The organism is Cohnella herbarum, assembly GCF_012849095.1.
Taxonomy (GTDB): Bacteria; Bacillota; Bacilli; order Paenibacillales; family Paenibacillaceae; genus Cohnella; species Cohnella herbarum.
In genome coordinates, this window is sequence record NZ_CP051680.1 from 6479686 (window position 1) to 6505226 (window position 25541).

Sequence of the window (25541 nt, forward strand, 5' to 3'; positions counted from 1 at the left end):
ATTCACCGGAGGGCAAGGGATGCAATCATTTTTCCGTTTTTTAGGGAAATATCGAATAGCTGCCTTAATGGCAGTTTTTCTTATGCTGGTCGAACTGGCGGTAGAGCTCGTTCAACCATTGCTGATTTCCAAAATTATCGACGACGGAATCGCCCGGCAAGACTCTGGCGTAGTTCTCTTATGGAGCGGAGTTCTCGTAGCCGGCACTCTATTGGCTTTCGGAGCGGGAATATTAAGTTCGTTCTTCGCGGCGCACGTGAGCCAGAGTCTAGGGTACGACATGCGTGAAAAGCTTTACGGCAAAGTTCAAGCTTTCTCTTATGCGGTGTTCAACCGATTCGCCACCTCGTCGCTCATTACGCGCTTAACGAACGACGTCAACCAGGTTCAAGACACGACGTTCATGGGACTTCGTTTTATGCTTCGGGTACCGTTAGTGGTGTTGGGGAGCATGATAATGGCGCTTGTCGTCCATGCGGGGCTTGGATTTTTGCTGTTGCTGACCGTTCCCGCGCTGATTTTGTTTATTATCTGGATCGTAAAAAAAGCGGCTTTCCTGTTCAAGAGGGTTCAGCAGCGACTCGATAACGTCAATGGGGTCATGCAGGAAAATCTAACGGGCATGCGGCTTATTCGCGTTTTCGTGCGCAGAGAGCAAGAAGCGGCGAGATTCGCCCGGCATAGCGGAGAGCTAATGCAAAGCTCTTCATCTGCTTTGCGTTTAACCGAGATTACGCTCCCGTTCATCGTACTGATCATGAACGCGGGAATTATCGCGGTTCTGTGGTTCGGCCAGCTTGAAATTCGCGCGGGCAGCGCGACGACCGGCGAGGTGATCGCGATCGTGAATTATTCGCTTCGGACCGCAGGCGCCTTATCGGCTCTGTCGATGTTGGTCTCGGCATTCTCGAGAGCGCGAGCTTCGGCGCAGCGCATTAACGAAGCGTTGGAAACGGACAGCGGAACGCGAGTCGGTCAAGAAACCGGAAAGTCGCCAGACCGGATCAGCGAAGGAACGGTTGAATTCGAGAAGGTTACTTTTCAATATCCGAATACGGCAGCTCCGATCTTGGAAGAAATTTCGTTCCGGGCGAATCCGGGCGAAACGATAGCGCTATTGGGCGCTACCGGCTCCGGGAAATCCTCGCTCGTTCAGCTTATTCTTCGTCTATATGAAGAAGATAGCGGCAGTATTCGAATCGACGGGCGTAACGCTCGCGAATGGGATATCCGACAGCTTCACGATTCTATCGGTTACGTGCCGCAGGAGGTTCTATTGTTCACGGGAACGATAAGCGACAATATCGCTTGGGGACTTGAGGACGTAAGCCGCGAACGGATCGTTGAGGCGGCCCGACTGGCGCAGATCCACGATACGATCATTCAGCTTCCGAACGGTTACGACACGTTGCTCGGACAGCGTGGCATTAATCTGTCGGGAGGCCAGAAGCAGCGAATTTCCATCGCCCGGGCGCTTATCCGGAAGCCCGCGATATTGGTACTCGACGATAGCACGAGCGCGTTGGATGTTCGTACCGAAAGCGCTCTTCTGCAGGCGATCGAAAGCTTGTCCTGCACGACGTTCCTCATTACGCAGAAAATCAGCTCGACCCTGAACGCGGACCTTATTTTACTGCTCGATGACGGTCATCTTATCGCTCAAGGGAATCATCGGCAGCTCATGTCCGTCAGCAACCTATACCGTCGCATCTATGAATCGCAATTCGGGGAGGAGGGGTCGCATGTGGGAAGCATTAAGTGAGCCCTTCCGCTATCGGAGGCCGAAAACTCTTGTCGAAGAAGCGGATCGAGGGGCGACGGTTAAACGTCCCAAGCAGAAGGCGAAGGATTGGCGCGCGACATTAAGGCGAATATGGCATTATCTTTCGCACCGCAAAGGGCGATTAAGTCTCGTATTGCTTATGGTTCTGCTCAGCTCCGCGTTAACCCTTCTCGGCCCCTATCTGATCGGACGGGCGATCGACCATTATCTCGAGGGGCCGGGCGGCAAACCATGGCTTCTTTTCCTCGGGGGGCTCGTTGCCGTATATGTGTTAAGTTCGGTCGTAAGTTGGCTGCAAAATATATGGATGATCTCGATCGCGCAGGAAACGGTCTATCGGATGCGCGTCGATTTGTTCGGCCATCTGCATAAGCTGCCTATTCCTTTCTTCGCCAAGCGTCAGCGCGGAGAGCTGATGAGCCGGATGACCAATGACATGGACAACGTGAGCTCTACGTTGAACAGTTCCGCGATCCAGATTTTTTCCAGCGTGCTCATTCTCGTCGGAACGGTAATCGTGATGCTGCTGCTTAGCCCGCTGCTTACGTTGCTGACCTTCCTTGTCGTGCCGCTCATGGCGATCGGCATGAGATGGATTACGCGCAGAACCGGCGTCCTGTTCAAGGAGCGTCAACGCAATTTAGGGGAATTGAATGGCTACATCGAGGAAACGCTGTCCGGTCAGCGTATCGTAAAAGCATTTTCTCAAGAAGAGAGGGTCATTCGGGAGTTCGAAGATCGAAACTTGCGGATTAAGCTGTCGGGCTTCTGGGCTCAGGCGATTTCGGGTTTTATTCCGAAGGTGATGAACGGGCTTAACAATTTAAGCTTCGCGATTATTGCGGGGATCGGGGGAATTCTCGCTATCCGCGGGGCGATAACGGTTGGGGTTATCGTTATTTTCGTGGAATACGCCAGACAATTCACCAGACCGCTTAACGATCTGGCGAATCAATGGAACACGCTGTTATCGGCTATTGCGGGAGCGGAGCGGGTATTCGAGATTCTGGATGAAGACGTCGAGGCCAAGGATGAAGCGGCGTCCCGATCGCTTGATTCGGTACAAGGAGCCGTCGCGTTCTCTAACGTCTCGTTCTCTTACAATCCAGGGGAGCAGACGCTTAAGGACATCACCTTCGAAGCGCGTCCCGGAGAAACGATCGCCATTATCGGACCTACCGGCGCGGGCAAAACTTCGCTTATACAGCTGCTCTCGCGTTTCTATGAAGCGGATTCCGGGACCATCACGGTAGACGGTCATGAGATCACGTCGATCCGGCGGGAGAGCCTGCGCTCTCATATGGCTTTCGTGTTGCAAGATTCCTTCCTTTTCGAAGGCACAATACGCGAAAATATCCGTTACGGTAAGCTGGATGCGACGGACGAGCAAGTCGAGGCGGCCGCGAAGCTCGCGAATGCCCATTCGTTCATCGTGCGTCTGCCCGGCGGGTATGATAAGATTCTGCAGGGAGACGGAAGCGGGATCAGCCAAGGGCAGAAGCAGTTGCTGGCGATCGCCCGGGCGATTCTGGCGGACCCTGCGATTCTGGTACTGGACGAGGCAACGAGCAGCATCGATACCGTAACCGAAATCAAGATCCAGGAAGGCCTGCAGCGATTGATGGAAGGGCGCACGAGCTTCGTCATCGCCCATCGCCTCAATACGATTCGCCGCGCGGATCAAATTCTTGTCCTGAAGGACGGAAGGCTGCTGGAGAGAGGCTCTCACGAGGAACTGCTAGCAAAACCGGGCTTGTACAGCGAACTATTCCATGGAAACGTGCAGCTCAGTTAGACCGCTCGCAGCGGCTTGCAGCAACGATTAAAAAAGGAGTGAACCGTTAGATGAACCATACAACAGTCGAGGTTGCGGAGTGGATGTTCTCGGAATTGAAAAATGCGGGTGTTTTGTATCAAACGGCAGCCGTTAACCATATTAAGGAACAGTTCGGAGAACAATTCATTTACGTTAATGACAATGGTCATGAATCAATCGACAAAGAAGTAAAAAAGGCGTTCAAAAGGCTGCACGGCGGCAAAGCGGCTTGGGATCGCGACGCTTTCTATTGGGGCTGGACTTCGGCGATCAAGGATTAATTTTCGCCGACGTCTCAGGAGTATAGGCAAGGGATATTTCGGGGCAAGTGGGATGGACCGCATCACTAGAAATACCCAGTCATCATGATCTAACGCCCCTTTGGCTTACTTTTTACAAACTTCTTATATTTCCGAACATTCGGGATTTTTCTATGGAGTGCTAATAGTTTTTTATCGTCGATGATCCATGTATGGTTTGATGAGTTTTTCCTGCGTATTGCGACAAAATTATACTTCTGTGCAGAATAAATTTTGTACCCCTTCTTAATACTTCTCTTGCAAAAAATATCGTCTTCGCCAACGTTCTTATTAGGAAATCGAACTTTGTTAAATACCTTGCGTTTTATGACGAGTGTAGCACCAGGAAGTGTGGATACGTATCGATTTTCATCGTTTTCGAAACGAAGGATAAGAGTCTTGGACCCGCGTAAATACATATAGTGAGCACGTTTTCCTATGATATCGGCGCTTGTTCTTTTAAATGCCTGCAAGTTGCCTGTCAAATAGTAGGGAGCGTAATAATCATCATCATCGAACTTGGCAATGTAACTGTACTTCGTTTTCCTAATTGCGTAGTTTAAACAAGCACCAAGAGAGTATTGCTCCGGCAAGCGGAAAACTCGGACGTTTCGAAGCTTTTTGGCTAAGTGTTGATAAGCTGAAAGAGGTGCTTTATTGTTATTGACAATAATGATGAGTTCTTTCTTTGGGTGGCGTTGTCGGATGAAATTTCGAAACAGGTTCTTTAAACAATTTTGGCGATTCGTACAGGTAATAATGGAAACACCCGGCTTGTTTGATCTTTCTGGGCTTAATTCCATTACATCACTCCTTTATAAAAGGATGTTTAATAATCTCTCGCAATAGAATATGAATATGGAAAATGAGGGTAACGGCTTATTCAACAATTGAGTAAGAAGTCTAGGGCGAAATTTTATGGTGAGTGGGTAGGGCAAGAGAGGCGGACGGTGAATTCCAAATAATACTCCGATTGTATAAATTCACCCATTATTGAGGCCGGTATTTTTGATCTCAATATTCAATCCACGACGTTCTTGAAGGCCATATCGCTCCACATATATTTAAGAATGCGGCGTTCTCAGAGCAGAGGCAACGACGAAGCTTAATGAAGAGTTCTCCTATTGACGGGGACTCTTCATTAATTTCTTCGTAAAGTAGGATTTCTCCCCAATCCATTGTTACAACCTATCTTCAATCGCGTATTTCGCTTCTAATAATGCTTCAAGATGAGGGTTGACTCTAATCGGAATTGCCAATCGCTCAGCGCTGTCTTGCAGAGCGAGGAACGCTTTGTTCGAGCCCACTTCGATCTTTGCTGGCTTATAGTTCACTTTTTCTAGCAGCCGAATCAACTGTTGAACGAACAACTCCCGGCAGTCAGCCTCTTGTCCGAGCTTTACGTCCATGATCATGCTGTTTCCCTTGTTGACCCACAAGCATAGCCGGGGATAGTAAGGGCGTTCCTCACGGGTGTCCCCGATGGCAATGACGGCATAGTCGAAATCGGCTTCCCATGTCTCTTTTGATTTTTTGAGCTTTTTTAGAGACTGAAGCTTTACCTCGTCCGGATAAACGTAAGGCTCTATCAGTTGTCCCTTAGTTCGCCATGGGAGCCATTCGTCCCGCCACTCGATTCCATGATCGGTTTTCTGCGGAACTCGATGCAGCCGTTTCTCGCCGAATCCATTGTCCGCTTCATCATGTTCGAAATATAACTCCCGATCTTCACGAAACCGTTCAGCCACATGAATTCCCTGCTCCAAAGCTATTGTGAGAAAGCCAACCTGTTGACTATTTAAGCTCCAAGGACTTCTCCCAGGCTCGTAGCTTCGGAAGAGAGGCCATTGTTGCGAGCCTCGGAATTTCAGACCTTGCTCGCGAAGGATTCGCAGGTCTTCCTTATCAAGTTCGGATCGATCTTCAAAGGTTAAGGAGATAGCGTTCGTATTTAACGATAACTCCTGTTGATCGTCGTTGAGCACTCCCATTGAATCGGTGATCTCTTGCAGAAAGAGATTGGCGTCTGAGCCGATATAAACATTGAAACCGAAGTTCATTCCTCCTGCTCCCAGAACGACGCAATAGCCGACTTCTCCGGTATCGGGGTTGGTTACCGCAAAATAATCTTCATTCTCCATCCACTGCCAGCAACCTAGCTTTTTATAACGAACGACGGTTTCTAGCAAGCGGCGCCATTCTTCTGGCGTTGGCGAAGCGGTCATGCGCATTCCTCCATTCCTTTAAATGAATGAAGTCATTATGCTTGACGGCTTTCCAAAATGCAAGTTGTTACTTTTGTATGTGTTCTTACTTCTGTATGAGCACCGGAGTGGAAGATTTGATCTGATCGAAGAGCCAGCGAACTTCCTTGTTATGCATTCGGATACATCCCGCCGAGACGTACTTGCCTATCGATTTCTCGTTGTTATTGCCATGTATTCCGTAAGCGTAGGAGGTTTTGCCGTTGCGGGTGACTTCTAAGCCAAGCCAACGATCTCCGAGCGGGTTTTTGGGATCTCCGCCTTTGATCTTTTCCTTGTAATAGGGACGGTTTTTGATTTTCTCATGGATGGTAAACAGCCCTTCAGGCGTATAGGAGGGTTTCTTTCCCGTGGCTACGGAAAATGATTTGGTTAACTTTCCCGATTCATAAAAATAGAGCTTGTTAGACGATTTGTCGATTAGGATGAATTGCTCGTGTTTGGCGTATTTTTGCGCCAGCTGAACCGATTCCGCGTGGGCGGTAACGACGGCGGTCGGAAGGAGAAACATGGCGACTAGAAAAAGCATGAATCGAATCCAAAATGCAACCCTCATATAAATAGCCCTCCCCGAAGGATTTGACTATTATATATGCGCGACAAACGGGAATATGGTTACTATCGTTAGGTTGCGGAGCGGAAAAAACGCCCTTCCTCGCATGGTGACGAAGGAGTCGAATTCGATGCGCGGAAGCAAGCTTTGGGAGGGAGAGATTGGCAAGTCGAATAGGAGCCCGAGCATACGTGGGCTCCTATTCGGGCAACAATCGCCTAGCGCTTCTTGTGCTCGAAGAACTCGCAATCGCCTCTCGGGTGATAAGCCAGATCTCCGACTCCGGATTGAACGACGATGGTCTGGCTGTCGTAGCGGACGATAATGCCGTTGGTGTCGACAATATGGTCATTCTTGAAGACGCGCAGGCGAGCTTGGCGCTGCATCGCTTCTTCGAAATCTTGATCGGTGATCAGACGAATGTTTAATGCCATGTGGATGAACTCCTTCTACCTGCGTGCCGAAGATGCTTGCGGTTATCTTCGCGACAGGGTGGTGGAGTCTATTATACCTTATCCTGAATTGGCGTTATAGGAATCGGGCTTTTGTTTGAGCGATGATGTCGGAGTTTTTTTGTTCCAGGGCATAAATTTTCCGTTGTTGCTCCACGATCTGTCGAGCGAGCATGACCAGAGTGGACAGGGAGTCTAGCGTACCCTTGACTTCGCTTTTCTTGATCGCGTATTTGAAGTTCGTCCATACGGGAGATAAGCTGCTACGCGGCAAGCTTGCCGCGCTTCGCTGCGCCCTGATCTGAACCATGACCGGATCCATGGCATCCAACGACTCTCTAGCGGCCGCGATCTTGGCGGAAGTCGACTTCTTCGCCGAACTGAGCGCGGCTTCCTTAGATCTGATATCCTCCCGGGCATACTGGGTGGAGAGCTTGAGCGCGTCGGCCTGTGTTCGGAGGAGGGCGTTCAACGTCTTGTTCTTGAGCGGTTTGGCGATCGTAATCTGCTTGTTAACCGAGGCGTACGCATCGAATAAAGGTTGATAACGATCCTTCGTCTGTTGGACTTGGGCGGTCAGCTTGCTGATTTGATCCGAGTTAATCAAACGAATTTGTTTGCGCAGCGCGATAGCCGCTTCTTCGTTACGGTAGCGGAGCGCTTTGATCGTTGCCTCTGTGTCCTTGTCTTGCTTAAGCAAGGTGCCGAGCTCGCCGTATAGCGAGTTTAGTTTCGTTGCCGTCTGAGCGTCCGCCGTCGTTACGGCTTTGTCGAAAGAAATTTTGACGGGCACCGTCAGTTCGACGGTCCCCGCGGAAACCGGGGCGGCGGGCAAAGCGGTCATGGAGACGACGAACGACAGCAACAATACAACGAACAAGAACAACCGGACGGGCTTTCTTGGCGACATGCGAATTCCTCCTTTGGTTTGGATACGACAAAAAAGCACCTGCAAGAAAGGCTTAAATCAGCCTTATCTTACGGGTGCTTCCATCGTAAGCGTTGAGAATTTAGTTGTGAAAATTAGTTGTGTTTGTCCAATATACCGAACTGTTCGAGGAGTGTCAAGATGCCATTTTCCGTTTCCAATCCGAACTGCGGACGATGCTCATTCGTTCCTCTTTTATTATAAGAAAATAGGTCAAAGGCACGTCAACATGAGCAATAGATCGTAAAGACAGGCGAAATTATTGCATCGGAGTTACCAATATGGCACTCTTAGTTTAAAGCTGCTGGCAATTTAACTGAAACGAAACGCAGCCATTCATAAGATGTCGGGAAGGGTGTATCGAATTGGATTTGATGTTATCGGGTAAATCCGTTTTCGTGGCGGCGTCGAGCAAAGGCTTGGGCAAAGCGGTCGCGCTTCAATATGCGAGAGAAGGGGCACGCGTCACGATCGCGAGCCGAAGCTTGGAGCAGCTTGCGCAAGCGCGCGAGGAAATCCGGGCGTTGACCGGGGCCGAAGTGGGGATTTTTCAGATGGATGTCTCGAAAGACGAGGATATCCGCAACGCGATCCGGACGGCTGCCGCGGGAAGCGACGGCTTGGACGTACTGGTTACGAACGCCGGGGGACCGCAAGGTGGTTTTTTCTCAGATATGGCGGATAAAGATTGGACGGGAGGATTCGAGCTTAGCTTGCTCAGCACCATTCGCATGATTCGCGAAGCGTTGCCCTTCCTGAAAGCGTCAGGGGGAGGTCGAATCGTGAATTTGACGTCCACCTCCATTAAGCAGCCGATCGATGGACTTATTCTATCGAACGTATTCCGGGCGGGCGTTAATGCCTTAACGAAAAGCCTGGCATCGGAATTGGCCGGGGACGGCATTCTGATCAACACGGTCGCGCCGGGCAGAATCGGGACGGACCGGATTGCGGAATTGGATATGAAGAGAGCGGCTAATCAAGGACGGACAGTAGACGATATTCAAGCGGAAGCGATCAAGCAAATTCCTCTCGGCAGAACGGGGACGCCCGAGGAATTCGCGCGTCACGTCGTATTCTACGGTTCGTTCGCCAACACCTACGTGACCGGACAGTCGTTGCTCGTGGACGGCGGTATGGTTAAGGGGTTGTAACCTAGCCAAGCCCGAATTAGTCGAAGAAGCCATCCATTCATCCCAGCGTTATGCATAATTTTCCTGCTTTCGGAGCATTCTCAATGGTGTTTCCGCTCGCGAAAAGCTGTGGGAAAACCGTACATAACGAGGTGCATGGATTGCGCGGAAAATGGAAAGCGATTTTGCTGTGGAGTTGCGTTTCGTTAGCGGGGGCGGCTTCTTTTGCGGTTGTGGCCCTCATGAGAGGAGAGACGGTAAACGCGGTATGGCTCGTCGCGGCTTCCGTGTGCTTCTATGCCGTCGCTTACCGATTCTATGCCAGGTTCATGGCAAGGAAAGTGCTCGAGATCGATGACCGGCGGAAGACTCCCGCGGAAGTGCATAATGACGGCAAAGATTTCGTGCCTACGCACAAAGGAGTTCTGTTCGGACATCATTTTGCCGCGATCGCGGGAGCCGGCCCGCTCGTCGGCCCCGTACTCGCGGCGCAAATGGGCTATTTGCCGGGCGCTTTGTGGATCATCGTCGGCGTAATCGTGGCAGGCGCGGTGCAGGACTTTATCGTGCTGTTCGCCTCGACGCGTCGGGACGGCAAATCGTTGGGAGATATGATCAAGGAAGAGATGGGACGGGTCACGGGCCTCATCGCGATGATCGGCATATTGGGGATCATGATTATTTTGCTGGCCGTATTGGCGCTTATCGTAGTGAAGGCATTAATCGGAAGCCCTTGGGGGATGTTCACGATCGCGTGCACGATCCCGATTGCCTTGCTTATGGGCGTCTATATGCGCTATATCCGTCCGGGAAGGGTTACCGAAGCATCGGTCGTCGGATTCGTTCTGTTGATTGCGGCGCTGATCTACGGGCAGTCGGTAGCCGAAAGCGCGACGCTTGCTCCTCTGTTTACATATCAAGGGGAAACGATCGCTTATTTGCTCATCGGTTACGGATTCGTCGCCTCGGTCATGCCGGTATGGTTGTTGCTGGCTCCGCGCGATTATTTAAGCACGTTCCTGAAAATCGGCACGATTACGGCGCTCGCCATCGGCATTCTCGTTGTCATGCCGGATATGTTGATGCCTTACGCTTCGAAATTCGTGGACGGTACGGGTCCCGTTTTCTCCGGTAACGTATTTCCGTTTCTGTTCATTACGATCGCTTGCGGCTCCGTGTCCGGATTTCACGCGTTAATCGCCTCCGGCACGACTCCGAAAATGATCGAGCGCGAATCGCACATGACGTCCATCGGATACGGCGCTATGCTGACCGAGTCCTTCGTGGCGATGATGGCCTTAATTGCCGCATGCATTATTACGCCCGGCATTTATTTCGCTATTAACAGTCCTGCCTCGGTCATCGGAGCGGACGCGCTGCAAGCGGCTTCGACGATTTCTTCCTGGGGTTACTCCGTTTCGGCGGAGGAACTTACGACGCTTGCCCGGGACATCGGAGAATCTACGGTGCTGTCCAGGACGGGCGGCGCGCCGACGCTTGCCGTAGGGATGGCGAATATTTTGTCCAACGTCGTCGGAGGCAAAGCTTTGATGTCTTTCTGGTACCACTTCGCGATCTTGTTCGAAGCGTTGTTCATTCTGACGACGGTCGATGCCGGGACAAGGGTAGGAAGGTTCATGGTTCAGGAATTATTGGGTACAGTAAATAAGCGGCTCGGAAATACGGAATCGTTCATGGGGAATATGATCGCCACGGCGATCTGCGTATTCGCTTGGGGATATTTTCTCGTTCAGGGGGTGATCGATCCTCTTGGCGGCATTAATTCCTTGTGGGCGCTGTTCGGGATCGCGAATCAGATGCTCGCCGGCATAGCTTTGATCTTCGGTACGACGATTCTGTTCAAAATGGGCAAAAAAGCTTATGTATGGGTGACGCTCTTGCCTGCTTCGGGGCTGCTAGTCGTGACGATGACCGCGGGGTATCAGAAGCTGTTTCATGCTAAGCCCGCTATCGGATTTTTGGCTCAGGCCAGACAGTTCCAGAATGCGAAGAATAAAGGGGAAGTCATCGGAGCCGCCGCGAACTTGGGCCAGATGGCGCAAATCGTGAGGAACAACTACGTGAACGCGGTCATCTGCGGAATGTTCATGCTTGTCGTTATCGTCGTGTTCATCGCCGCGATCCGGATATGGGCACGCATTCTGTCGGGGCGATCCTTTACGCTCCATGAAGCGCCTTACGTCGTTCGAGATCCCGAACCTTTGGAGGGGAAAGCGCATGTTTGAAAAAATAGTCGGAGCGTTGAAGGTACGGCGGCAATTTCTCGATTTGCTTGTAGGGGTGCCCCATTACGAAACCTATGTCCGGCATCGCCGGACGCACCATCCCGATGAGCCGATCAAGTCGCGCGATCGGTTTTTCCGCGAGGCTCAGGAAGCGCGGTACAACGCGAAAGGCGGCAAAATCTCTCGTTGCTGTTAAACGTCAAGAGCCTCCCCGAGTTAGAACAGCACCGTTTGCTCCACGATACATTCCGCAGTATCGTTCTTGACGTTCCCGACGATCGGTGAAACCGGGTACGCCTTCATCGTATCTGCCGGATAAGGAAGCAACAGACCCGTGAGCCGCTCGACGTCGTCGTTACGGCGGTCCAGCCATAAGGCTTCGTCTTCGGGGCGGAGTATGACCGGCATCCGATCGTGGATGTCGGCCATTAAGCTGTTCGGAGTCGTCGTTATGATCGTGCAAGTGCTGATTTTGCGTCCATCGGGCGAGGACCATGTATCGTACAAGGCGGCCATGGAGAAAAGGGCACCATCCTTCATCGTAATGCGCATCGGTTGTTTTTTGCCCCCGTGGGGCTTCCACTCGTAGAAACCGTCCGCGGGAACGATCGCTCTTTTTCGCCGGATTAAGGTCTTAAACGAATTTTTCTCGAGCAGCGTTTCCGCGCGCGCGTTGATCATCTTGCTTCCGATTTTGTCATCCGAAGCCCATGAAGGCACGAGTCCCCAGCGCAACTCCCCTAGTCTGTTTTTCTCCCCGTCATGAATGACCGCCAGGATGTTCTGCATGGGAGCGACGTTGTATCGGGGCAAATGATAGCGGCTTCCGGCAGGCAACTCGTCCAGATACTTCAGCATAAGCTCTTCCATCGTCACTACGATCGTATATCTTCCGCACATCGCTTGTCCCTCCTGCCTCTAGACTCTTACAACCCTCTTTTCCAGTATAAGCTCGAAAATACAAAAAATAAACATGGATTAAAGAACGTTTGTTCGCATATAATGAATTATACAGACCGGACGAATAGGATCGGAGGACACTATAAATGAGCAAAAAGCTGGAGGATTCCGGATTATGGGAGTCAAGTCGGATGATGCTTACGGAGTACAAGGAACGAATGATCGCCGAGAACTCGGATTTCAAGCTGAAGCGGTCGATGAAGCCCGTGTTAGATGAGCAACAATGGGAAGAGATCATGCGGGTGCTTATGGAGTCGCTGGGAATGAGGGTCGTGGCGCATTTTAAGCTGTACCATGAATATGAAGACTGCGCGGCGATCGGTATCGTCGATAAGGTGGATCCGTATACCCGCACATTCCTAATCGATGGGGAACGGTTTAAGATGGAGGATATTATCGGCGCAAAATTGTAATTAGGAAAACAAGGCGTCCATGAAGCGATTAATAAGGTAAAACAATTAGCCAATCAGCGTCGGGGGATTAATAGGCTGAGTGGCTATTTGGCGCTATTTTAACTGGGAATACGATACTCAGACAACGGGGGAGATGTTGAATGGGGGAGCTACTCAGTCCTTCAGTAACCGTCAATATCCGAACTGATAATATCCGAACTGATAATATCCTGAGCAACTTCGGTCATATCGTTGTTGAACTGATGTCCGCGCCCATCGAATGGACGAATAACGGCATGAGGAAGCTTCTCGGCGTATAGCGAAAGATGAGCAAACGGCACCCATTCATCGTCGCGGCTATGATAAAAGAATAGCGGGTGAACTTTGGAAAGCTTTGAAGCAAACTGTTCATTAAGCGCATACTCTTCCACTTCCCAATCCTCGGCACCCCAGTAGGGAGAAGCGACAAGGAACACGCCGGCAATGCGATTCGCGGTATCTACTTCGGAAAGATATTTCAGCAAAAATGAAGCTCCTAAAGAATGCCCGACAAGGAGCACTTCTCCATCTCGCGAGGCTATGTATTGGATAATTTGTTCTTTCCATGCTGCATAGTCGGGCTTGTCTTCTTCAGGCATTCTTGGAAAACACACCTCGTAACCGGAGCCCAAAACTTCTTGAAGATGCGCTGCCAACTTCACGTCCGCATCGTATGCTCCTTCTCCGCCACCTTGAATGAATAACAATTGTTTTGTCACTGTTGTCTTCCTCCCATGCAAAATTATCATCTTTATTTTAACTATAAATAATAATAGAGGTTTCTTATTGATTGCTATCTTTCCGCTTCTGCTAAGAGTTTCGATCGTCCAATAGCGGTCATAACTTTCCAATCCTCGGAGTTTCGAGCCGATAATCTGCATGGGATGTGGGGGCGGTAGCGAGGGATAGGCGGAAAATCGGGCTAACTCGGTCACGGATGAGCAGAGTAGCGGGGAGATAGGCTGAAAATCCGGCCTAGGTAGCAGGGAGTTAGACGGAAAATCAGGCGAAGTCGGGCATGGGTCGGCTCGGTTGCGGGAATTAGACGAAAAATCAGGCGAATTCGGTCACGAATGGGCTGGGTAGCGGGGAGATAGGCTGAAAATCCGGCTAACTCGGTCACGGATGGGCTGGGTAGCGGGGTATAGGCTGAAAATCCGGCTAATTCGGTCACGGATGAGCAGGGTAGCGGGAGTTAGGCGGAGAATCGCTCTAAGTCCGATGTATGCCGCCATACTCCATCAAATAATACGCCCCATTCGAGGATACGCCGTCCCCTTTAATGTGCCAGCCCTGCGAGCGATAGAAGCGTAGGGCTTTCGCATTTTCTTTGATGCATTTTAGCGTAAGCGGCGGGGAAGCGTCGAAAGTTTCATAGCAGGTTTGCAGGAGCTTCGTGCCCACCTGTTGCCCTGTATAGTCGGGATGGACGTAAAGATGGTGAATGAAGTGATCGGGAATCCATACCGCGACGAATCCAATTATCCTTGCGCCGTTGGTCGCGACAAGCACGAGTTCGCCTTCGGTGTCCCGATCGAAGTCTTCGGGCGCGAGCTTGGAGGAATCCATCCAAGTAAAATATTGCGCGCGGGATTTCAAATAAATTTCCCTTAGGGCGCTATGGTCTTGTTTGGTAGCTTGCCTGACCCGCAGCATCGCCACTCCTCCAGTTCATCGTTGGTCGATCCAACACATATAACGTAATTGAATCACAGAGCGGCTTGGCGTTCAAGGAGGAAGTAGTCGGCGGGTGAGCATAAACTTCGGAATTGAGTGGTCAAAAAGGTGCATGACCGAAGACCTAATTTAAACGCTATGCGTTATACGAGTGTGGTATACTAGGTTAAAATAGCGTTTGCAATTCTGTTGGTCTATCGTTACACGGGCGCGCATCTATAGAGTCGATCGTCGGAGGTCCATCATGTTCGAGAAAGTACTGCCCCCAATTCAAACCTATGAAGCAAGGGACGGAAGGTCGTTGTGCTACCGTCATTATTTGGCGGATTCGAATAAAGTCGTCATTCTGCTGCATGGAATCTCGGAGGACGGGCAATATTTGCATCCGCTGGCCGAATTTATTTCCAAACGGCAATTGGCTCAAGTCATCGTGCCCGATCTTAGAGGTTACGGATTACATCCGGTCCGCAGGGGCGACGTGGAATATATTGGCCAGCATGACGACGATATCGAGGATTTGATAAAATGGCTCAGATCGCGCGCGTCCTCTCCGCTTACTTTGATCATGGCGGGACATTCCGGCGGAGGAGGGAATGCGATTCGCCTGGCCGTCCATCGGGTTTCCCGGGAGATCGCCGCATTCCTGCTGCTCGCGCCTTCCGTTCATCCGAAAGCGCCGATCAGCCACGAGAAGGAACCGTGGAGCACGATTCAGATCGACAAGCAGAGGGTTCGCATCTTGACTGTTCTGAGCGCTGTTGGTATCCGACATCTGAATAAATGGGTCGTCATGCGCAACGACAAGCCGATTGCGAGCAGACATGGGCGAGAAACTTTGGAGCTCAGCTACAGGTTGATGCTGTCCAGAACGCCGAAAGCCAAGTACGAGCGTTATTTGCGGGCGATGACCCAACCGACGCTCGTATTGGTCGGAGATAAAGAGGAAGTATTCATTCCCGGTCAATATGCGCCGATGTTCGCCCAATACAATCAAGCCAAGGTAGAGACGGTACTGGATTGCGATCACGACGGCATCCTCGCGAACAAGGGGACATTCCGTGAAGTCGAGAGCTGGCTTCGGGCTTTGAAGGTTTAGAGAATGAGGGATTAACCATAGCTATAAATGAGAATAGGGAACCCCGACGCATTACGGTCGGGTTTTTTTGCGCGCGGTTCAGGAGAGGGGGATCTCAAAAGTTGTGGACAGGCTGTGCATAAGTCTGTGGATAAGTTGGTGGATTACAAACTCTAGAGCGCAGGATAGAGTATCAGCGAGAGTTACACGAAAAAATCGACTAATTCGGGAGTAGTGGCTAGTTTCAGCGAGAGTTACACGAAAAAATCGACTAATTCGGAAGCAGTAGCTAGTTTCGGAGAGAGTTACACGAAAAAATCGACTAATTCTGGAGTAGTGGCTAGTTTCGGCGAGAGTTACACGAAAAAATCGACTAATTCGGGAGTAGTGGCTAGTTTCAGCGAGAGTTACTCGAAAGAATCGACTAATTCGGGAGTAGTAGCAAGTTTCAGCGAGAGTTACACGAAAAAATCGACTAATTCTGGAGTAGTAGCAAGTTTCAGCGAGAGTTACACGAAAAAATCGACTAATTCTGAAGTAGTAGCTAGTTTCAGCGAGAGTTGCTCGAAAAAATCGACTAATTCGGGAGTAGTGGCTAGTTTCAGCTAGAGTTACTCGAAAGAATCGATATGAACTTCGGCGCTAAGCCAAAGGCACAACTTTGTCAGGTCATTCCTAAGAGTTTGAACGGTTAAAACCGCTTACATATCGCCCTATAATGAAGCCATGACAGACAACTTAAGCAACGGATTGCAGGAAAAACCACGAACCGCGCTGATGAGCTCACAATACGCATTAATCGAACCACGCACCGCGCTAAAGAACCGCGCTAAAGAACCGCACTAACGAACCGCACTAACGAACCGCAAAGCCCTATCAACAAGTTGCCCGTCAACAACCGCCCAACAACCCGCCCGAGCAAGGAGTGAGCAAACGATGAAAACCGGCGTCCCGCCGCTTCCCGGGAAGAAACCGCTTCGGCCGATCAAGCCGGCGGGCGTATTCCTTCGCTTGATGAAACAGAAGGAGCTTCTTCTCATGACAATTCCGCTCATGGCGCTTGTCATCGTCTTCAACTATATGCCTTTGTACGGATGGATCATGGCGATCCAAGATTACAAGGTAGTGAAAGGAATTTCCGGCAGTCCGTTCGTCGGCGCGGACAAGTTCGTGCAACTGTTCCAGGACGACCAATTCTATCTTGTCCTGCGAAATACGCTGGTGATGGGTTTCCTCAATTTGATCTCCGGTTTCATCGGGGCAATCGTGCTCGCGTTAGCCTTAAACGAGATTCGCGTGAAATGGTTCAAGCGCACGGTGCAGACGATCACGTATATCCCCCATTTCGTGTCATGGGTCGTCATCGCCAATATTGCCCATATGGTGCTTTCCCCGGACGGAGGTTTGTTGAACGTCCTTCTGCAGAAAGTCGGCCTGCTCGAAAGCCCGTTCTATTTCATGGCGAAGGAGCAATGGTTCTGGCCGATCCATACGTTCCTGAGCTTCTGGAAGGAGGTCGGGTGGAGCTCGATCATCTATCTGGCGGTGCTCAGCGGAATTAATCCCGACCTATACGAGGCCGCGGACGTGGACGGAGCGGGAAGACTGCGTAAAATCTGGCACATCTCCATTCCCGGACTTATGCCCACGGCGATCATCCTGCTTACCTTGTCGGTCGGTTGGATTATCCAGAGCGGTTACGAGTCGCAATTCCTGCTCGGCAACCCGATCGTGCTCGATTACTCGGAAGTGCTCGACCTTTACGCGATGCGCTACTCGTTCCAGATCGGCGATTATTCGATCGGCGCTGCCATCAGTATTTTCAAATCCTTTGTCAGTATTCTAATGGTGCTGTCGATCAATTACTTAGCCAGACGGACCGGCTCCGGCAGGCTGATCTAGGGGGAGGGCGCGAGGATGAGAACAAACAAACACGGCACGGCGGATTTTTTCATCAATGTCGTCCTATACGCGGGATTGGCCTTATTCGGAGCGATGACGGTATATCCGTTCCTTAATCTGTTCGCGATCTCGTTTAACGATCCGCTTGACACGATCAGAGGGGGAATCTATCTCCTGCCGCGCATTTGGTCGCTCGATAACTATTCCATTATCTTCTCCAACGACAGGCTGCTCGGCGCATTCCTCCTGTCCATCGCCCGTACGATCGCCGGAACGGTGTTGGGCATCCTATGTACGGCGATGTTCGCCTACGCCCTTAGCTTGAAAGAGTTCATGCTCCGCAAGGCCTTCAACAGCGCGTTGGTGTTTACGCTCTATATTAACGGCGGCCTAATCCCGACTTATTTGCTGATTAAAAACCTGCACCTGATGAACAACTTTCTCGTCTATTTGCTGCCTTTGTTGGTGAACGCTTTCTTCATTATCATCATGCGCAGCTACTTCGAGACTTTACCTTCGGGGCTTACGGAATCGGCCAAGATCGACGGGGCAGGCCATTTCCAGACTCTGTTCCGAATTCTGCTCCCGGTCAGTTTGCCGGTTCTGGCCACGATTACGCTGTTCGTCGCGGTCACGCATTGGAACTCGTGGTTCGACAACTATTTGTACGCGAGTCGGTCGCCTCATCTGAGTCTGCTGCAATACGAGCTGATGAAAATACTGCTGAGCGCCATGAACCAATCCGTAGCGCAGCAAGCCCACATCGGGGAAAGCACCGTCAGCGCCGTGACGCCGCAGGCGATACGCGCAGCCATGACGATCGTCGTTACCGTACCGATTCTGGTCGTCTATCCGTTCCTTCAGAACTATTTTATCCAGGGGATGACCGTCGGAGCGATGAAAGAATAGCGATTAATGATGTATCTAAGGCTTAGGCCTTAAGATAAAATGAAGACAAGAAGAGGGGTAATACTCATGCGTAAGGGGAAATGGTTTACCGGCATCGTTCTTGCGTCAATAACGGCTCTAGCGGTTGCGGGATGCACGTCCGGCAACGGGAACAACGGCGGCGGTACGGACAAAGCTTCGCCCGCGGCATCCGCTTCCTCCAATTCGCCATCGGAGAGTAACGAGAAAACCGTCTACTCGATGGGCGTTGGGGATAGCAAGCTCGTTTGGGGCGGGCCGATTACCCAGAAGCTGACGGAGAAGACCGGCGTGGAGTTGAAATACGACGAAGTCGTCGGGGACCTGTTCCAGAAGTGGGATCTATGGCTTGCGGCTAGCGATTTCCCGGACATCGTTCGTCTCGATAACGAGCATTTGCAGAAATACATCGATGCCGGCGCCGTCATCCCCCTGGATGACCTGATCGACCAATACGGCCCGAACATTAAGGAGAAGTGGGGAGATTATCTGAATTTGCTTCGCCACGACGACGGCCATATTTACTCCTTATATTCGCTTAATCTGACCAAAGAAGCGCCGGCGAATGCCAAAGCGGGATTCGTCGTTCAGTACGACGTGCTGAGAGAAGCCGGATTTCCTACAATCAAAACGCTAGAGCAATTGTACGATGTCGTTAAAGCCTATGCCGACAAGTATCCGAAGATCGATGGCAAGGACACGGTCGCTTACGGTGCGGCAATGAATTCTTGGACGATTAATATATTTTTCAACAATCCGGCGACGAGCGCTTCGGGCAACCCCGATCACGGCAACTTTATCATCGACGCGGACGGTAACGTGCAGTGGAACCCGGTATCGGACTTCACGAAGCAATACTATAAATTTTTGAACAGATTGTTCAACGACAACATGCTGGACAAGGAAGCTTTCTCGATGGGCGATCAGGAGCTCCAAGCGAAAATGGCCCAAGGGCGAGTGCTCGCGGCCTATGCCCCGGCTTGGTTCTCGTCGGCGCCGGAGGCGTCGCTGCGCGCGGCAGGGCAACTCAATCGCCAGTATGCGCATATTCCGGTTTATTTCGACGAATCGGTCAGCGATCATAGCAATGCCATGACTCCGGCGAACGGAGGAACGCATGAATTCGCCATTACGACGAACGCCAAGAACCCGGAGAAAATCATGAAATTTTTCGACTATCTGTTCTCCGACGAAGGACAAATCCTTACGCAATGGGGCGTCGAAGGCGTACATTACGAGGTCAAGGACGGCAAGCGCGTTCAGAAGCCGGAATGGATCCAGAAGAAGCTATCCGATCCCGATGCGATCTATAAGGAAGGCTTCCGCAGCGAGTATACCGGTCAGACGACCAATTGGTTCAGCATCGGGGACGGCGCCAAGCTGGCGGATGGCGACTTCGCAACGCCGATCACCCAGGAGTCCGTCCGCAGCGAGTACGACGAGATGACTTTGGAAGTACTGAGCAAATACAACATTTCCACATGGGCCGAACTTCTGCCTCCCGTAGAGAAAGTGCCCGGTTATCTATGGCAACTGCCGCCGCCGAGCGACTCTAAGTTCAAGGTGATCGATCAGAAGCTGGACGATCTGAGAAGGAAAACGACGTCCGAGATCGTCATGGCCAAGAACGATGCCGAATTCGAGAAGGCTTTCGGGGATTTCGTCAAATCGGCCAAGGATATCGGATTGGAAAGCTATGAAGCTTCCTTTACTAAGGTATGGAAGGATTACGTCGCGAATTATCAATCAACGCTGGGCCAATAAGCCCGGGAGGACTCCTCGGCCGATCGGGCCGGGGAATCCGTCTTTGCGGATATTGCCCCGAACGGACGGAGGATCGCCGTGAGAATTCAGACCAAATTATTCGTCGTGTACTTGCTCGCGGCGATCCTGCTAATGGGAGCTTTGACGTATTTCCTGACGGAGAGAAGCGCAAGCTTGCTATTCGAAGCGATCACGGAGACGAAGGAGCAGACCCTTGCGCAAATTACGTCCAATCTGGACAACGAGCTGCGGTCCTACGAAGAAACGGCCAACTCTTTTTATCTGAACATTACGCTTCAGCAGATGCTGACCGAAAGATATGCGGACAAGAGGCTGGCCTACCGGGAGTATTTCGGTTTTTTGCAGCCTTATCTTTCCCTGCTTCAGGGGACGAAGGATATTTATCGCGTTAATTTTTACTCCGACAACCCGACCCTCCCTTTCGCCAACGTGATTCTCTTGGATGACGAAATCCGCGGGGAAGCGTGGTACAAGGCATTAATGGCGAAGCCTTCGGGCATGTACTGGACGAATTCGTATCCGGTGCCGATGTTCGACGAACGGGTATTCAGCTTGCGGCAGAAACTGGATTACTTGGAACCGGGGACGGAGTTGTACGCCTCGATTGAAGTACGGGAGAGAGAACTGCGCCAACTCGTTGCCGAGGAGAGCCGCGATGCGCGAATATTGTTCGTGTTGAAAGACGGCCATGTGCTGCTGGATAGCGCGGATCCCGAGAAAAAACGAGCCAAGCTGGAGCAATATTCGTTCGCTGCGGAGATCGGAGAAGGGGACGGACATTTTCAACTGGAGGAAGACGGGAGCTCGTCCTTGGTGTTGTACCGCCATCTGAATAGCCGAAGCGCGTTAAGGGATATGCAGGTGATCCTTCTCGTACCCTTGGACGAGCTAATGCCGAAAGTCGAACGAATGCGCTGGCTCGCTTACGTGATGTTATCCGTTTCCTGCGTGCTCGCGGCATTGCTCGTATACGGGCTATCGATCGGACTGACCAAGAGGCTGACGACGCTCGCGAAAAAAATGAGGAACGTGCATCAGGATCGATACCGCGGTTATGTGGAAGTAAAAGGGAACGACGAAATCAGCCAACTCGGCCGAATCTTCAACGAGATGGTCAAGCAACTGGAACGGCTGATTCGGGAAGTCTATCAGGCTGAGATAGACAGCAAGGAACTGGCTCTAAGAACTCGCGAAGCGGAATTTTACGCGCTTCAAGCGCAGATTAACCCGCATTATTTGTTTAACGTTCTGAATATGCTCCGTGCGAATCTGCTCGATCTTCAGGACGGCAAAAACGCGGATATCGTCGATATGATCGCCCGTACCTTCCGTTTTCTACTGCACAACAAATCGGAAAGGATCACGGTCCGGGAAGAGCTCGAACTGGTGGGGACGTATCTTAAGATACAGAAGCTGAGGTACGAGCACCGGCTGCAATTCCGGATCGAGGTACCCGAAGACGCGTTGGATCTGCTTATTCCCAAGCTGACCCTTCAGCCTTTGGTCGAGAACGCCTTGGCGCATGGGCTTGAACCGAATGCGGAACCTACGTTGATCCAAGTTTGCGGGGTAAAGAAAGGTGACGGCTGGCTCATTAGCGTCGAGGATAACGGGATCGGCATCGGCGAGGAACGGTTGACGGAAATCGGGGAGTGGTTATCTGGCAAGCAGTCCGTCCTATCCGAGAACCACATCGGCATAAGAAACGTGCATTATCGGTTGACGGCCATATTCGGGGCAGAGAGCGGTCTCCGGATAAGCAGCGAAGGCCGAGGCGCGAGGGCAGCATTTTATGTGCCGGCGAACGCGGCGGAATTGAGACGGGATGAGGGTTCGGAAGGAGCGATGCAAGATGCTGGACGTGCTCATCGTGGATGACGAGCCGGCTGCCTTAAGAGCGATGCGAGGCTTGATCCCTTGGGAGCAATACGGATTTCGAATCAGAGGGGAAGCGGCAAACGGGGAAGAGGCTCTTGAGCGCTTCAAGCAGTTCAAATTCGAACTGATCATTAGCGATATCCGCATGCCCCGGATGGACGGACTTCAGTTGATCGCGAGCATTCGCGAGCAATCGCAGGTGCCCATATTCGTGTTAAGCGGATACGGGGAATTCGAATACGCGCGCAGGGCGATGCAACTCGGCGTGAAAGATTATTTGCTTAAGCCCGTTAGCGCCGACGAATTGAGGGAGAAGCTGCTTGCGGTCAAATCCTTCATCGAGCAAGAAGCGATGGAGCGGACGAAGTGGCATCGCGGAATGCCGCTTGTTCGCGAGCAGTTGGTGCGGCGTTGGGCGCGCGGGTTGCTCGTCGACTCTCCGGCATTCCAAGAGTTCAAATTGCCGGGTCGAAGCGCAGGGAGCGAAACTCCGTTCTGCGTGTTCATCGTAGAGCTGACGGAGTTGCAACGCCTGAAGGAAGTTCAGTCCCGTACCGAGATTCAGCTTCGCAGGTTCGCCGTTCGCAATGTCGTAGAGGAACTGTTCGGCAGCGAGGGGATGTTGTTCGAGGAATCGTTGGAGCGTTTCGGCGTGATCTATATGCCTTCTTCGGAAATGCGAGACACGGAAGCCTTATTCAACAAGGCAACCGAGCTCCATAACCAGGTCATGCAGTTCGCCAAGGCCGATATCGCGGTTTCCGTCGGCCCGCTCGTCCTCTCGCCCGAGGATGTGCCGGATTCCTACGAGGCTGCTCTCGAGGTCATGAACAAGAAGGAGCTGCTTCGATCGGAGAAACCGGTATGGCTGGCGGAGCGGGTCAATCAAAGAAAAGACAGCCATTACTTGCTGGTCGAGGAAGTGAAGCAGATCGTTAAGGAACGCTACGCGACCAACCTCGAGCTCAAGCATATCGCAGGAGAATTGTTCGCCAATCCGAATCAATTGGGGCAGCTTTTTCGAGCGTACGCGGGGGTTTCCTTCAAGGATTATTTGTTGCGCAAAAGATTGGAAGCCGCTAAGGATCTACTGATTTTTACCGATAAAAAAGTATATGAGATCGCCGAAGAAGTCGGGTTTAAGGAGATCGATTGGTTCTACAAAAAGTTCAAGCTGCATACGGGAAAGAGCGCCAACGAATTCCGCACGAAAAGTTGAGGCTGCAAGGGGCATTAACCATCGAGGAGGGGCGAGAATGTATTTCGGAGCTTGTTATTACGCCGAGCATTGGCCGGAGGAACGCTGGGAGCGCGACGCCGAATTGATGCGGGAGGCCGGGTTCAATCTGGTGCGGTTGACCGAATTCGCATGGAATAGGATCGAAAGAACCGAAGGGAATTTCACTTTCGATTGGTTGGACAGGTGCATGGATACTTTCGCGTCCCGGGGTATTCGGGTCATTCTCGGCACGCCGACCGCCAGTCCGCCGAAGTGGATCATGGACCGCCATCCCGAGATGTACAAAAGGGATATGTACGGGCATGTCAGAGGTTTCGGTACGCGGATGCACTATTGTTTTAACAGCGAGGCATACCCCGGTTACGTTCGAAAGATCGTGGGGGCGATGACGGAGCGATACAAGGATCACCCGCATGTCGTCGGTTGGCAAATCGACAACGAGTTCGGTTGCGTGGATACGACTTGGTGTTATTGCGATACGTGCAAAGTAGCTTTCCAGCAGTGGTTAAAGGAAAAGTATGCCACGATCGACGCCTTGAACGAAAGCTGGGGGACGATAGTATGGAACAACATGTACAATTCGTTCGAGGAAATCGAGACGCCTAAGTTAACCGTTTATCAACTTCATAACCCGAGTTATCAGCTTGATTTTCGAAGATTTTCTTCCGATGCCGTCTGCAGGTTCCAAGACATTCAGATCGACGTTATCCGGAGCGCGGCGCCGCATCAGACCATAACGCACAACATGATGGGTACCTTTAACGAAATCGATTACTATAAGCTCGCGCAACCGCTAGACGTCGCGGGGCTCGACGTATACCCGAACTTCCCGGACAACGAGCCGATCAATCCGTATACTCCCGCGCTTCACCATGATATGACGAGAGGCTTCAAGCAGGCGAACTATTGGATACTCGAGCATCAGAGCGGTACGCCGGGCGCGCATATCTTAAAAGCTACTCCGAAGCCGGGGGAATTGAGACGCTGGACGTATCAGTCCATCGCCCGCGGCGCGGATGCGCTCCTTTATTTCCGCTGGAGAACCGCCGTCGTCGGGGCCGAGCAGCATTGGCACGGCATTCTGCAGCATAGCGGGGTACCCGGGCGCAAATACGAGGAGGTCCGGCACGTCGGGGCCGAGTTGAATAAGCTGTTCCCGTATTTGGAAGGGAGCACGGTCCGACACAATGCCGCTATCGTCCGCTGCTTCGAGAACGATTGGGTGTTCGACATCCAGCCGCATAATCCGGGGTATAAGTATCTTCGCGGGGTGAAGAAGTATCATCGCTACTTTTTCGAGAAGCATACGGGAGTCGACGTGATCTCTCCGGAAGCCGACTTCTCCGGCTATCGGCTTCTGATCTTGCCTCATCTTGCTTTGGTAGACGAGTCATTGGCGAATAAAATCTATCGATACGTCGAAGCCGGAGGCACGGTCGTGATGGATTTCCGCGCCGGGGCCAAGCTGCCGGACAATCGGATGCGTTCCGAGGTGTTGCCGGGTCCGTTCAAGGAGCTGCTCGGCATCGAGATCGACGATTACGGGATTATCGCCGAGGGAGAGGAGCAGAAACTGAGATTCGAGGGCGATGCGGTCGCGGATTACGGCGCTCGCGTCTGGTACGATGTCATTCAACCGCGGGGAGCTTCAGAGACGATCGCCGAATTCGCGTCTGACTACTTCGCGGGAGCTCCCGCGGTTACGCGAAACTCGCATGGTCGAGGGCAAGCGTATTACATTGGCACTGAGCTCGGCGCCGCCGCGCTTACTCGGCTGTTGGACCTAATCTGCGAGGAAACCGGAGCGCTTCCGGAATGGAGCGTCGACCATCCCGAGGTGGAGGTATCCGTTCGTCGCCGAGGGGATCGCAGCGTGTATTTCGTCATCAACCATTCCACGGAAACCGTTGAGGTCGTACCTCCGGCCGGAGGTCGGCATTTGCTTGAGGATAGGCAGTTGGAGCAGGTTGAAACTCTTAAGCCGAACGATGTGCTTATTTATAGCGTTTAGGGATGAACCGGGTTGCGTGATTTACGCTCCCGGTTCTTTTTTTTGCCTACTTAGAAAGTGTGAATTGGCTCCCAGCTAGACCAACCAACGGCTAAGTGTAAAAATGGCACTTAGATCGAGATGAGTTTTCCCGAAGAGTGAACTAAATGTAAAACATGCAACTAGTTTGAACGGTTTGCTC

At 51.7% G+C, this 25541-nt stretch carries 22 protein-coding genes; 14 read left to right on the plus strand and 8 right to left on the minus strand.

Annotated elements, in window-relative coordinates; translation table 11 throughout:
• Positions 1–19: 19 nt before the first annotated feature.
• Genes HH215_RS27525 through HH215_RS27535 form a run of 3 tightly spaced genes read left to right on the plus strand, consistent with a single transcriptional unit; the run spans position 20 to position 3880 of the window.
• A complete protein-coding gene (locus tag HH215_RS27525; protein WP_169282801.1) occupies positions 20–1762 on the plus strand; it encodes an ABC transporter ATP-binding protein in 1743 nt (580 codons plus the stop codon).
• Entirely contained in the window at positions 1743–3578 is a 1836-nt protein-coding gene (locus HH215_RS27530; RefSeq protein ID WP_169282802.1) for an ABC transporter ATP-binding protein, read from the plus strand. Before HH215_RS27525 ends, HH215_RS27530 begins: the two co-directional genes overlap by 20 nt.
• 50 nt (positions 3579–3628) lie before the next feature.
• Positions 3629–3880, plus strand: coding sequence for a DUF6953 family protein (locus HH215_RS27535; protein ID WP_169282803.1), 252 nt, complete (start codon positions 3629–3631; stop codon positions 3878–3880).
• 89 nt (positions 3881–3969) lie between these two features.
• Here HH215_RS27535 and HH215_RS27540 read toward each other — a convergent pair whose 3' ends face one another.
• From HH215_RS27540 to HH215_RS27560, 5 genes are all read right to left on the minus strand, one after another.
• Positions 3970–4701: a glycosyltransferase family 2 protein gene (locus HH215_RS27540; RefSeq protein WP_169282804.1), complete on the minus strand. Its 732-nt coding sequence runs from the start codon at positions 4699–4701 to the stop codon at positions 3970–3972.
• 378 nt (positions 4702–5079) lie between these two features.
• A complete protein-coding gene (locus tag HH215_RS27545) occupies positions 5080–6123 on the minus strand; it encodes a DUF7309 domain-containing protein (protein WP_169282805.1) in 1044 nt (347 codons plus the stop codon).
• Between the two features lie 85 nt (positions 6124–6208).
• A complete protein-coding gene (locus tag HH215_RS27550; protein ID WP_254450246.1) occupies positions 6209–6718 on the minus strand; it encodes a L,D-transpeptidase in 510 nt (169 codons plus the stop codon).
• A 215-nt stretch (positions 6719–6933) separates the two neighbouring features.
• Complete coding sequence (locus tag HH215_RS27555) at positions 6934–7149, minus strand: hypothetical protein (RefSeq protein ID WP_169282806.1); 216 nt, start codon at positions 7147–7149, stop codon at positions 6934–6936.
• A 94-nt stretch (positions 7150–7243) separates the two neighbouring features.
• Positions 7244–8077, minus strand: coding sequence for a hypothetical protein (locus HH215_RS27560; RefSeq protein WP_169282807.1), 834 nt, complete (start codon positions 8075–8077; stop codon positions 7244–7246).
• A gap of 383 nt (positions 8078–8460) precedes the next feature.
• Between HH215_RS27560 and HH215_RS27565 the strand changes: the two genes are divergently transcribed.
• The 3 genes from HH215_RS27565 to HH215_RS27575 all read left to right on the plus strand — a co-directional run bounded on the left by HH215_RS27565 (position 8461) and on the right by HH215_RS27575 (position 11670).
• Positions 8461–9249 carry an SDR family oxidoreductase gene (locus HH215_RS27565; protein WP_169282808.1) on the plus strand — a complete coding sequence of 263 codons (789 nt, stop codon included), beginning with the start codon at positions 8461–8463 and terminating at the stop codon, positions 9247–9249.
• A 140-nt stretch (positions 9250–9389) separates the two neighbouring features.
• Entirely contained in the window at positions 9390–11474 is a 2085-nt protein-coding gene (locus tag HH215_RS27570; protein ID WP_169282809.1) for a carbon starvation CstA family protein, read from the plus strand.
• Complete coding sequence (locus HH215_RS27575) at positions 11467–11670, plus strand: YbdD/YjiX family protein (protein ID WP_169282810.1); 204 nt, start codon at positions 11467–11469, stop codon at positions 11668–11670. The genes HH215_RS27570 and HH215_RS27575 overlap by 8 nt, the downstream gene beginning before the upstream one ends.
• Before the next feature lie 20 nt (positions 11671–11690).
• Here the strand turns inward: HH215_RS27575 and HH215_RS27580 are convergent, their stop codons facing one another.
• Positions 11691–12374: an SOS response-associated peptidase gene (locus HH215_RS27580; RefSeq protein WP_169282811.1), complete on the minus strand. Its 684-nt coding sequence runs from the start codon at positions 12372–12374 to the stop codon at positions 11691–11693.
• Positions 12375–12520: 146 nt separating this feature from the next.
• On the opposite strand from HH215_RS27580, the gene HH215_RS27585 reads away from it, so the two are divergent.
• The gene (locus HH215_RS27585; RefSeq protein ID WP_169282812.1) at positions 12521–12847 is read left to right on the plus strand and encodes a YolD-like family protein; all 327 of its coding nucleotides are present in this window, start codon (positions 12521–12523) and stop codon (positions 12845–12847) included.
• Between the two features lie 161 nt (positions 12848–13008).
• On the opposite strand, the gene HH215_RS27590 is transcribed toward HH215_RS27585, so the two are convergent.
• Together HH215_RS27590 and HH215_RS27595 are read right to left on the minus strand one after the other, a co-directional pair.
• Complete coding sequence (locus tag HH215_RS27590; protein WP_169282813.1) at positions 13009–13584, minus strand: RBBP9/YdeN family alpha/beta hydrolase; 576 nt, start codon at positions 13582–13584, stop codon at positions 13009–13011.
• Positions 13585–14077: 493 nt separating this feature from the next.
• Positions 14078–14521, minus strand: coding sequence for a GNAT family N-acetyltransferase (locus HH215_RS27595; protein ID WP_169282814.1), 444 nt, complete (start codon positions 14519–14521; stop codon positions 14078–14080).
• A 265-nt stretch (positions 14522–14786) separates the two neighbouring features.
• On the opposite strand from HH215_RS27595, the gene HH215_RS27600 reads away from it, so the two are divergent.
• From HH215_RS27600 to HH215_RS27630, 7 genes are all read left to right on the plus strand, one after another.
• Positions 14787–15638 (plus strand): alpha/beta fold hydrolase, encoded by an 852-nt coding sequence (locus HH215_RS27600; RefSeq protein ID WP_169282815.1) that lies wholly within the window; start codon positions 14787–14789, stop codon positions 15636–15638.
• Positions 15639–16553: 915 nt separating this feature from the next.
• Positions 16554–17519: an ABC transporter permease gene (locus HH215_RS27605; protein ID WP_169282816.1), complete on the plus strand. Its 966-nt coding sequence runs from the start codon at positions 16554–16556 to the stop codon at positions 17517–17519.
• A 15-nt stretch (positions 17520–17534) separates the two neighbouring features.
• Positions 17535–18428: a carbohydrate ABC transporter permease gene (locus tag HH215_RS27610; RefSeq protein WP_169282817.1), complete on the plus strand. Its 894-nt coding sequence runs from the start codon at positions 17535–17537 to the stop codon at positions 18426–18428.
• Between the two features lie 66 nt (positions 18429–18494).
• Positions 18495–20210 carry an extracellular solute-binding protein gene (locus HH215_RS27615; protein ID WP_169282818.1) on the plus strand — a complete coding sequence of 572 codons (1716 nt, stop codon included), beginning with the start codon at positions 18495–18497 and terminating at the stop codon, positions 20208–20210.
• 78 nt (positions 20211–20288) lie between these two features.
• Entirely contained in the window at positions 20289–22109 is a 1821-nt protein-coding gene (locus HH215_RS27620) for a cache domain-containing sensor histidine kinase (protein WP_169282819.1), read from the plus strand.
• On the plus strand, positions 22084–23328 hold the full coding sequence (locus HH215_RS27625; protein WP_169282820.1) for a response regulator transcription factor: 1245 nt from the start codon (positions 22084–22086) through the stop codon (positions 23326–23328). The genes HH215_RS27620 and HH215_RS27625 overlap by 26 nt, the downstream gene beginning before the upstream one ends.
• 37 nt (positions 23329–23365) lie before the next feature.
• A complete protein-coding gene (locus HH215_RS27630; RefSeq protein ID WP_169282821.1) occupies positions 23366–25360 on the plus strand; it encodes a beta-galactosidase in 1995 nt (664 codons plus the stop codon).
• Positions 25361–25541 lie beyond the last annotated feature (181 nt).

Coding starts and splice junctions, on each gene's coding strand:
- HH215_RS27525 (WP_169282801.1), top strand. CDS start 20: ATGCAATCATTTTTCCGTTTTTTAGGGAAATATCGAATAGCTGCCTTA.
- HH215_RS27530 (WP_169282802.1), top strand. CDS start 1,743: ATGTGGGAAGCATTAAGTGAGCCCTTCCGCTATCGGAGGCCGAAAACT.
- HH215_RS27535 (WP_169282803.1), top strand. CDS start 3,629: ATGAACCATACAACAGTCGAGGTTGCGGAGTGGATGTTCTCGGAATTG.
- HH215_RS27540 (WP_169282804.1), bottom strand. CDS start 4,701: ATGGAATTAAGCCCAGAAAGATCAAACAAGCCGGGTGTTTCCATTATT.
- HH215_RS27545 (WP_169282805.1), bottom strand. CDS start 6,123: ATGACCGCTTCGCCAACGCCAGAAGAATGGCGCCGCTTGCTAGAAACC.
- HH215_RS27550 (WP_254450246.1), bottom strand. CDS start 6,718: ATGAGGGTTGCATTTTGGATTCGATTCATGCTTTTTCTAGTCGCCATG.
- HH215_RS27555 (WP_169282806.1), bottom strand. CDS start 7,149: ATGGCATTAAACATTCGTCTGATCACCGATCAAGATTTCGAAGAAGCG.
- HH215_RS27560 (WP_169282807.1), bottom strand. CDS start 8,077: ATGTCGCCAAGAAAGCCCGTCCGGTTGTTCTTGTTCGTTGTATTGTTG.
- HH215_RS27575 (WP_169282810.1), top strand. CDS start 11,467: ATGTTTGAAAAAATAGTCGGAGCGTTGAAGGTACGGCGGCAATTTCTC.
- HH215_RS27580 (WP_169282811.1), bottom strand. CDS start 12,374: ATGTGCGGAAGATATACGATCGTAGTGACGATGGAAGAGCTTATGCTG.
- HH215_RS27585 (WP_169282812.1), top strand. CDS start 12,521: ATGAGCAAAAAGCTGGAGGATTCCGGATTATGGGAGTCAAGTCGGATG.
- HH215_RS27595 (WP_169282814.1), bottom strand. CDS start 14,521: ATGCTGCGGGTCAGGCAAGCTACCAAACAAGACCATAGCGCCCTAAGG.
- HH215_RS27600 (WP_169282815.1), top strand. CDS start 14,787: ATGTTCGAGAAAGTACTGCCCCCAATTCAAACCTATGAAGCAAGGGAC.
- HH215_RS27605 (WP_169282816.1), top strand. CDS start 16,554: ATGAAAACCGGCGTCCCGCCGCTTCCCGGGAAGAAACCGCTTCGGCCG.
- HH215_RS27610 (WP_169282817.1), top strand. CDS start 17,535: ATGAGAACAAACAAACACGGCACGGCGGATTTTTTCATCAATGTCGTC.
- HH215_RS27615 (WP_169282818.1), top strand. CDS start 18,495: ATGCGTAAGGGGAAATGGTTTACCGGCATCGTTCTTGCGTCAATAACG.
- HH215_RS27625 (WP_169282820.1), top strand. CDS start 22,084: ATGCTGGACGTGCTCATCGTGGATGACGAGCCGGCTGCCTTAAGAGCG.
- HH215_RS27630 (WP_169282821.1), top strand. CDS start 23,366: ATGTATTTCGGAGCTTGTTATTACGCCGAGCATTGGCCGGAGGAACGC.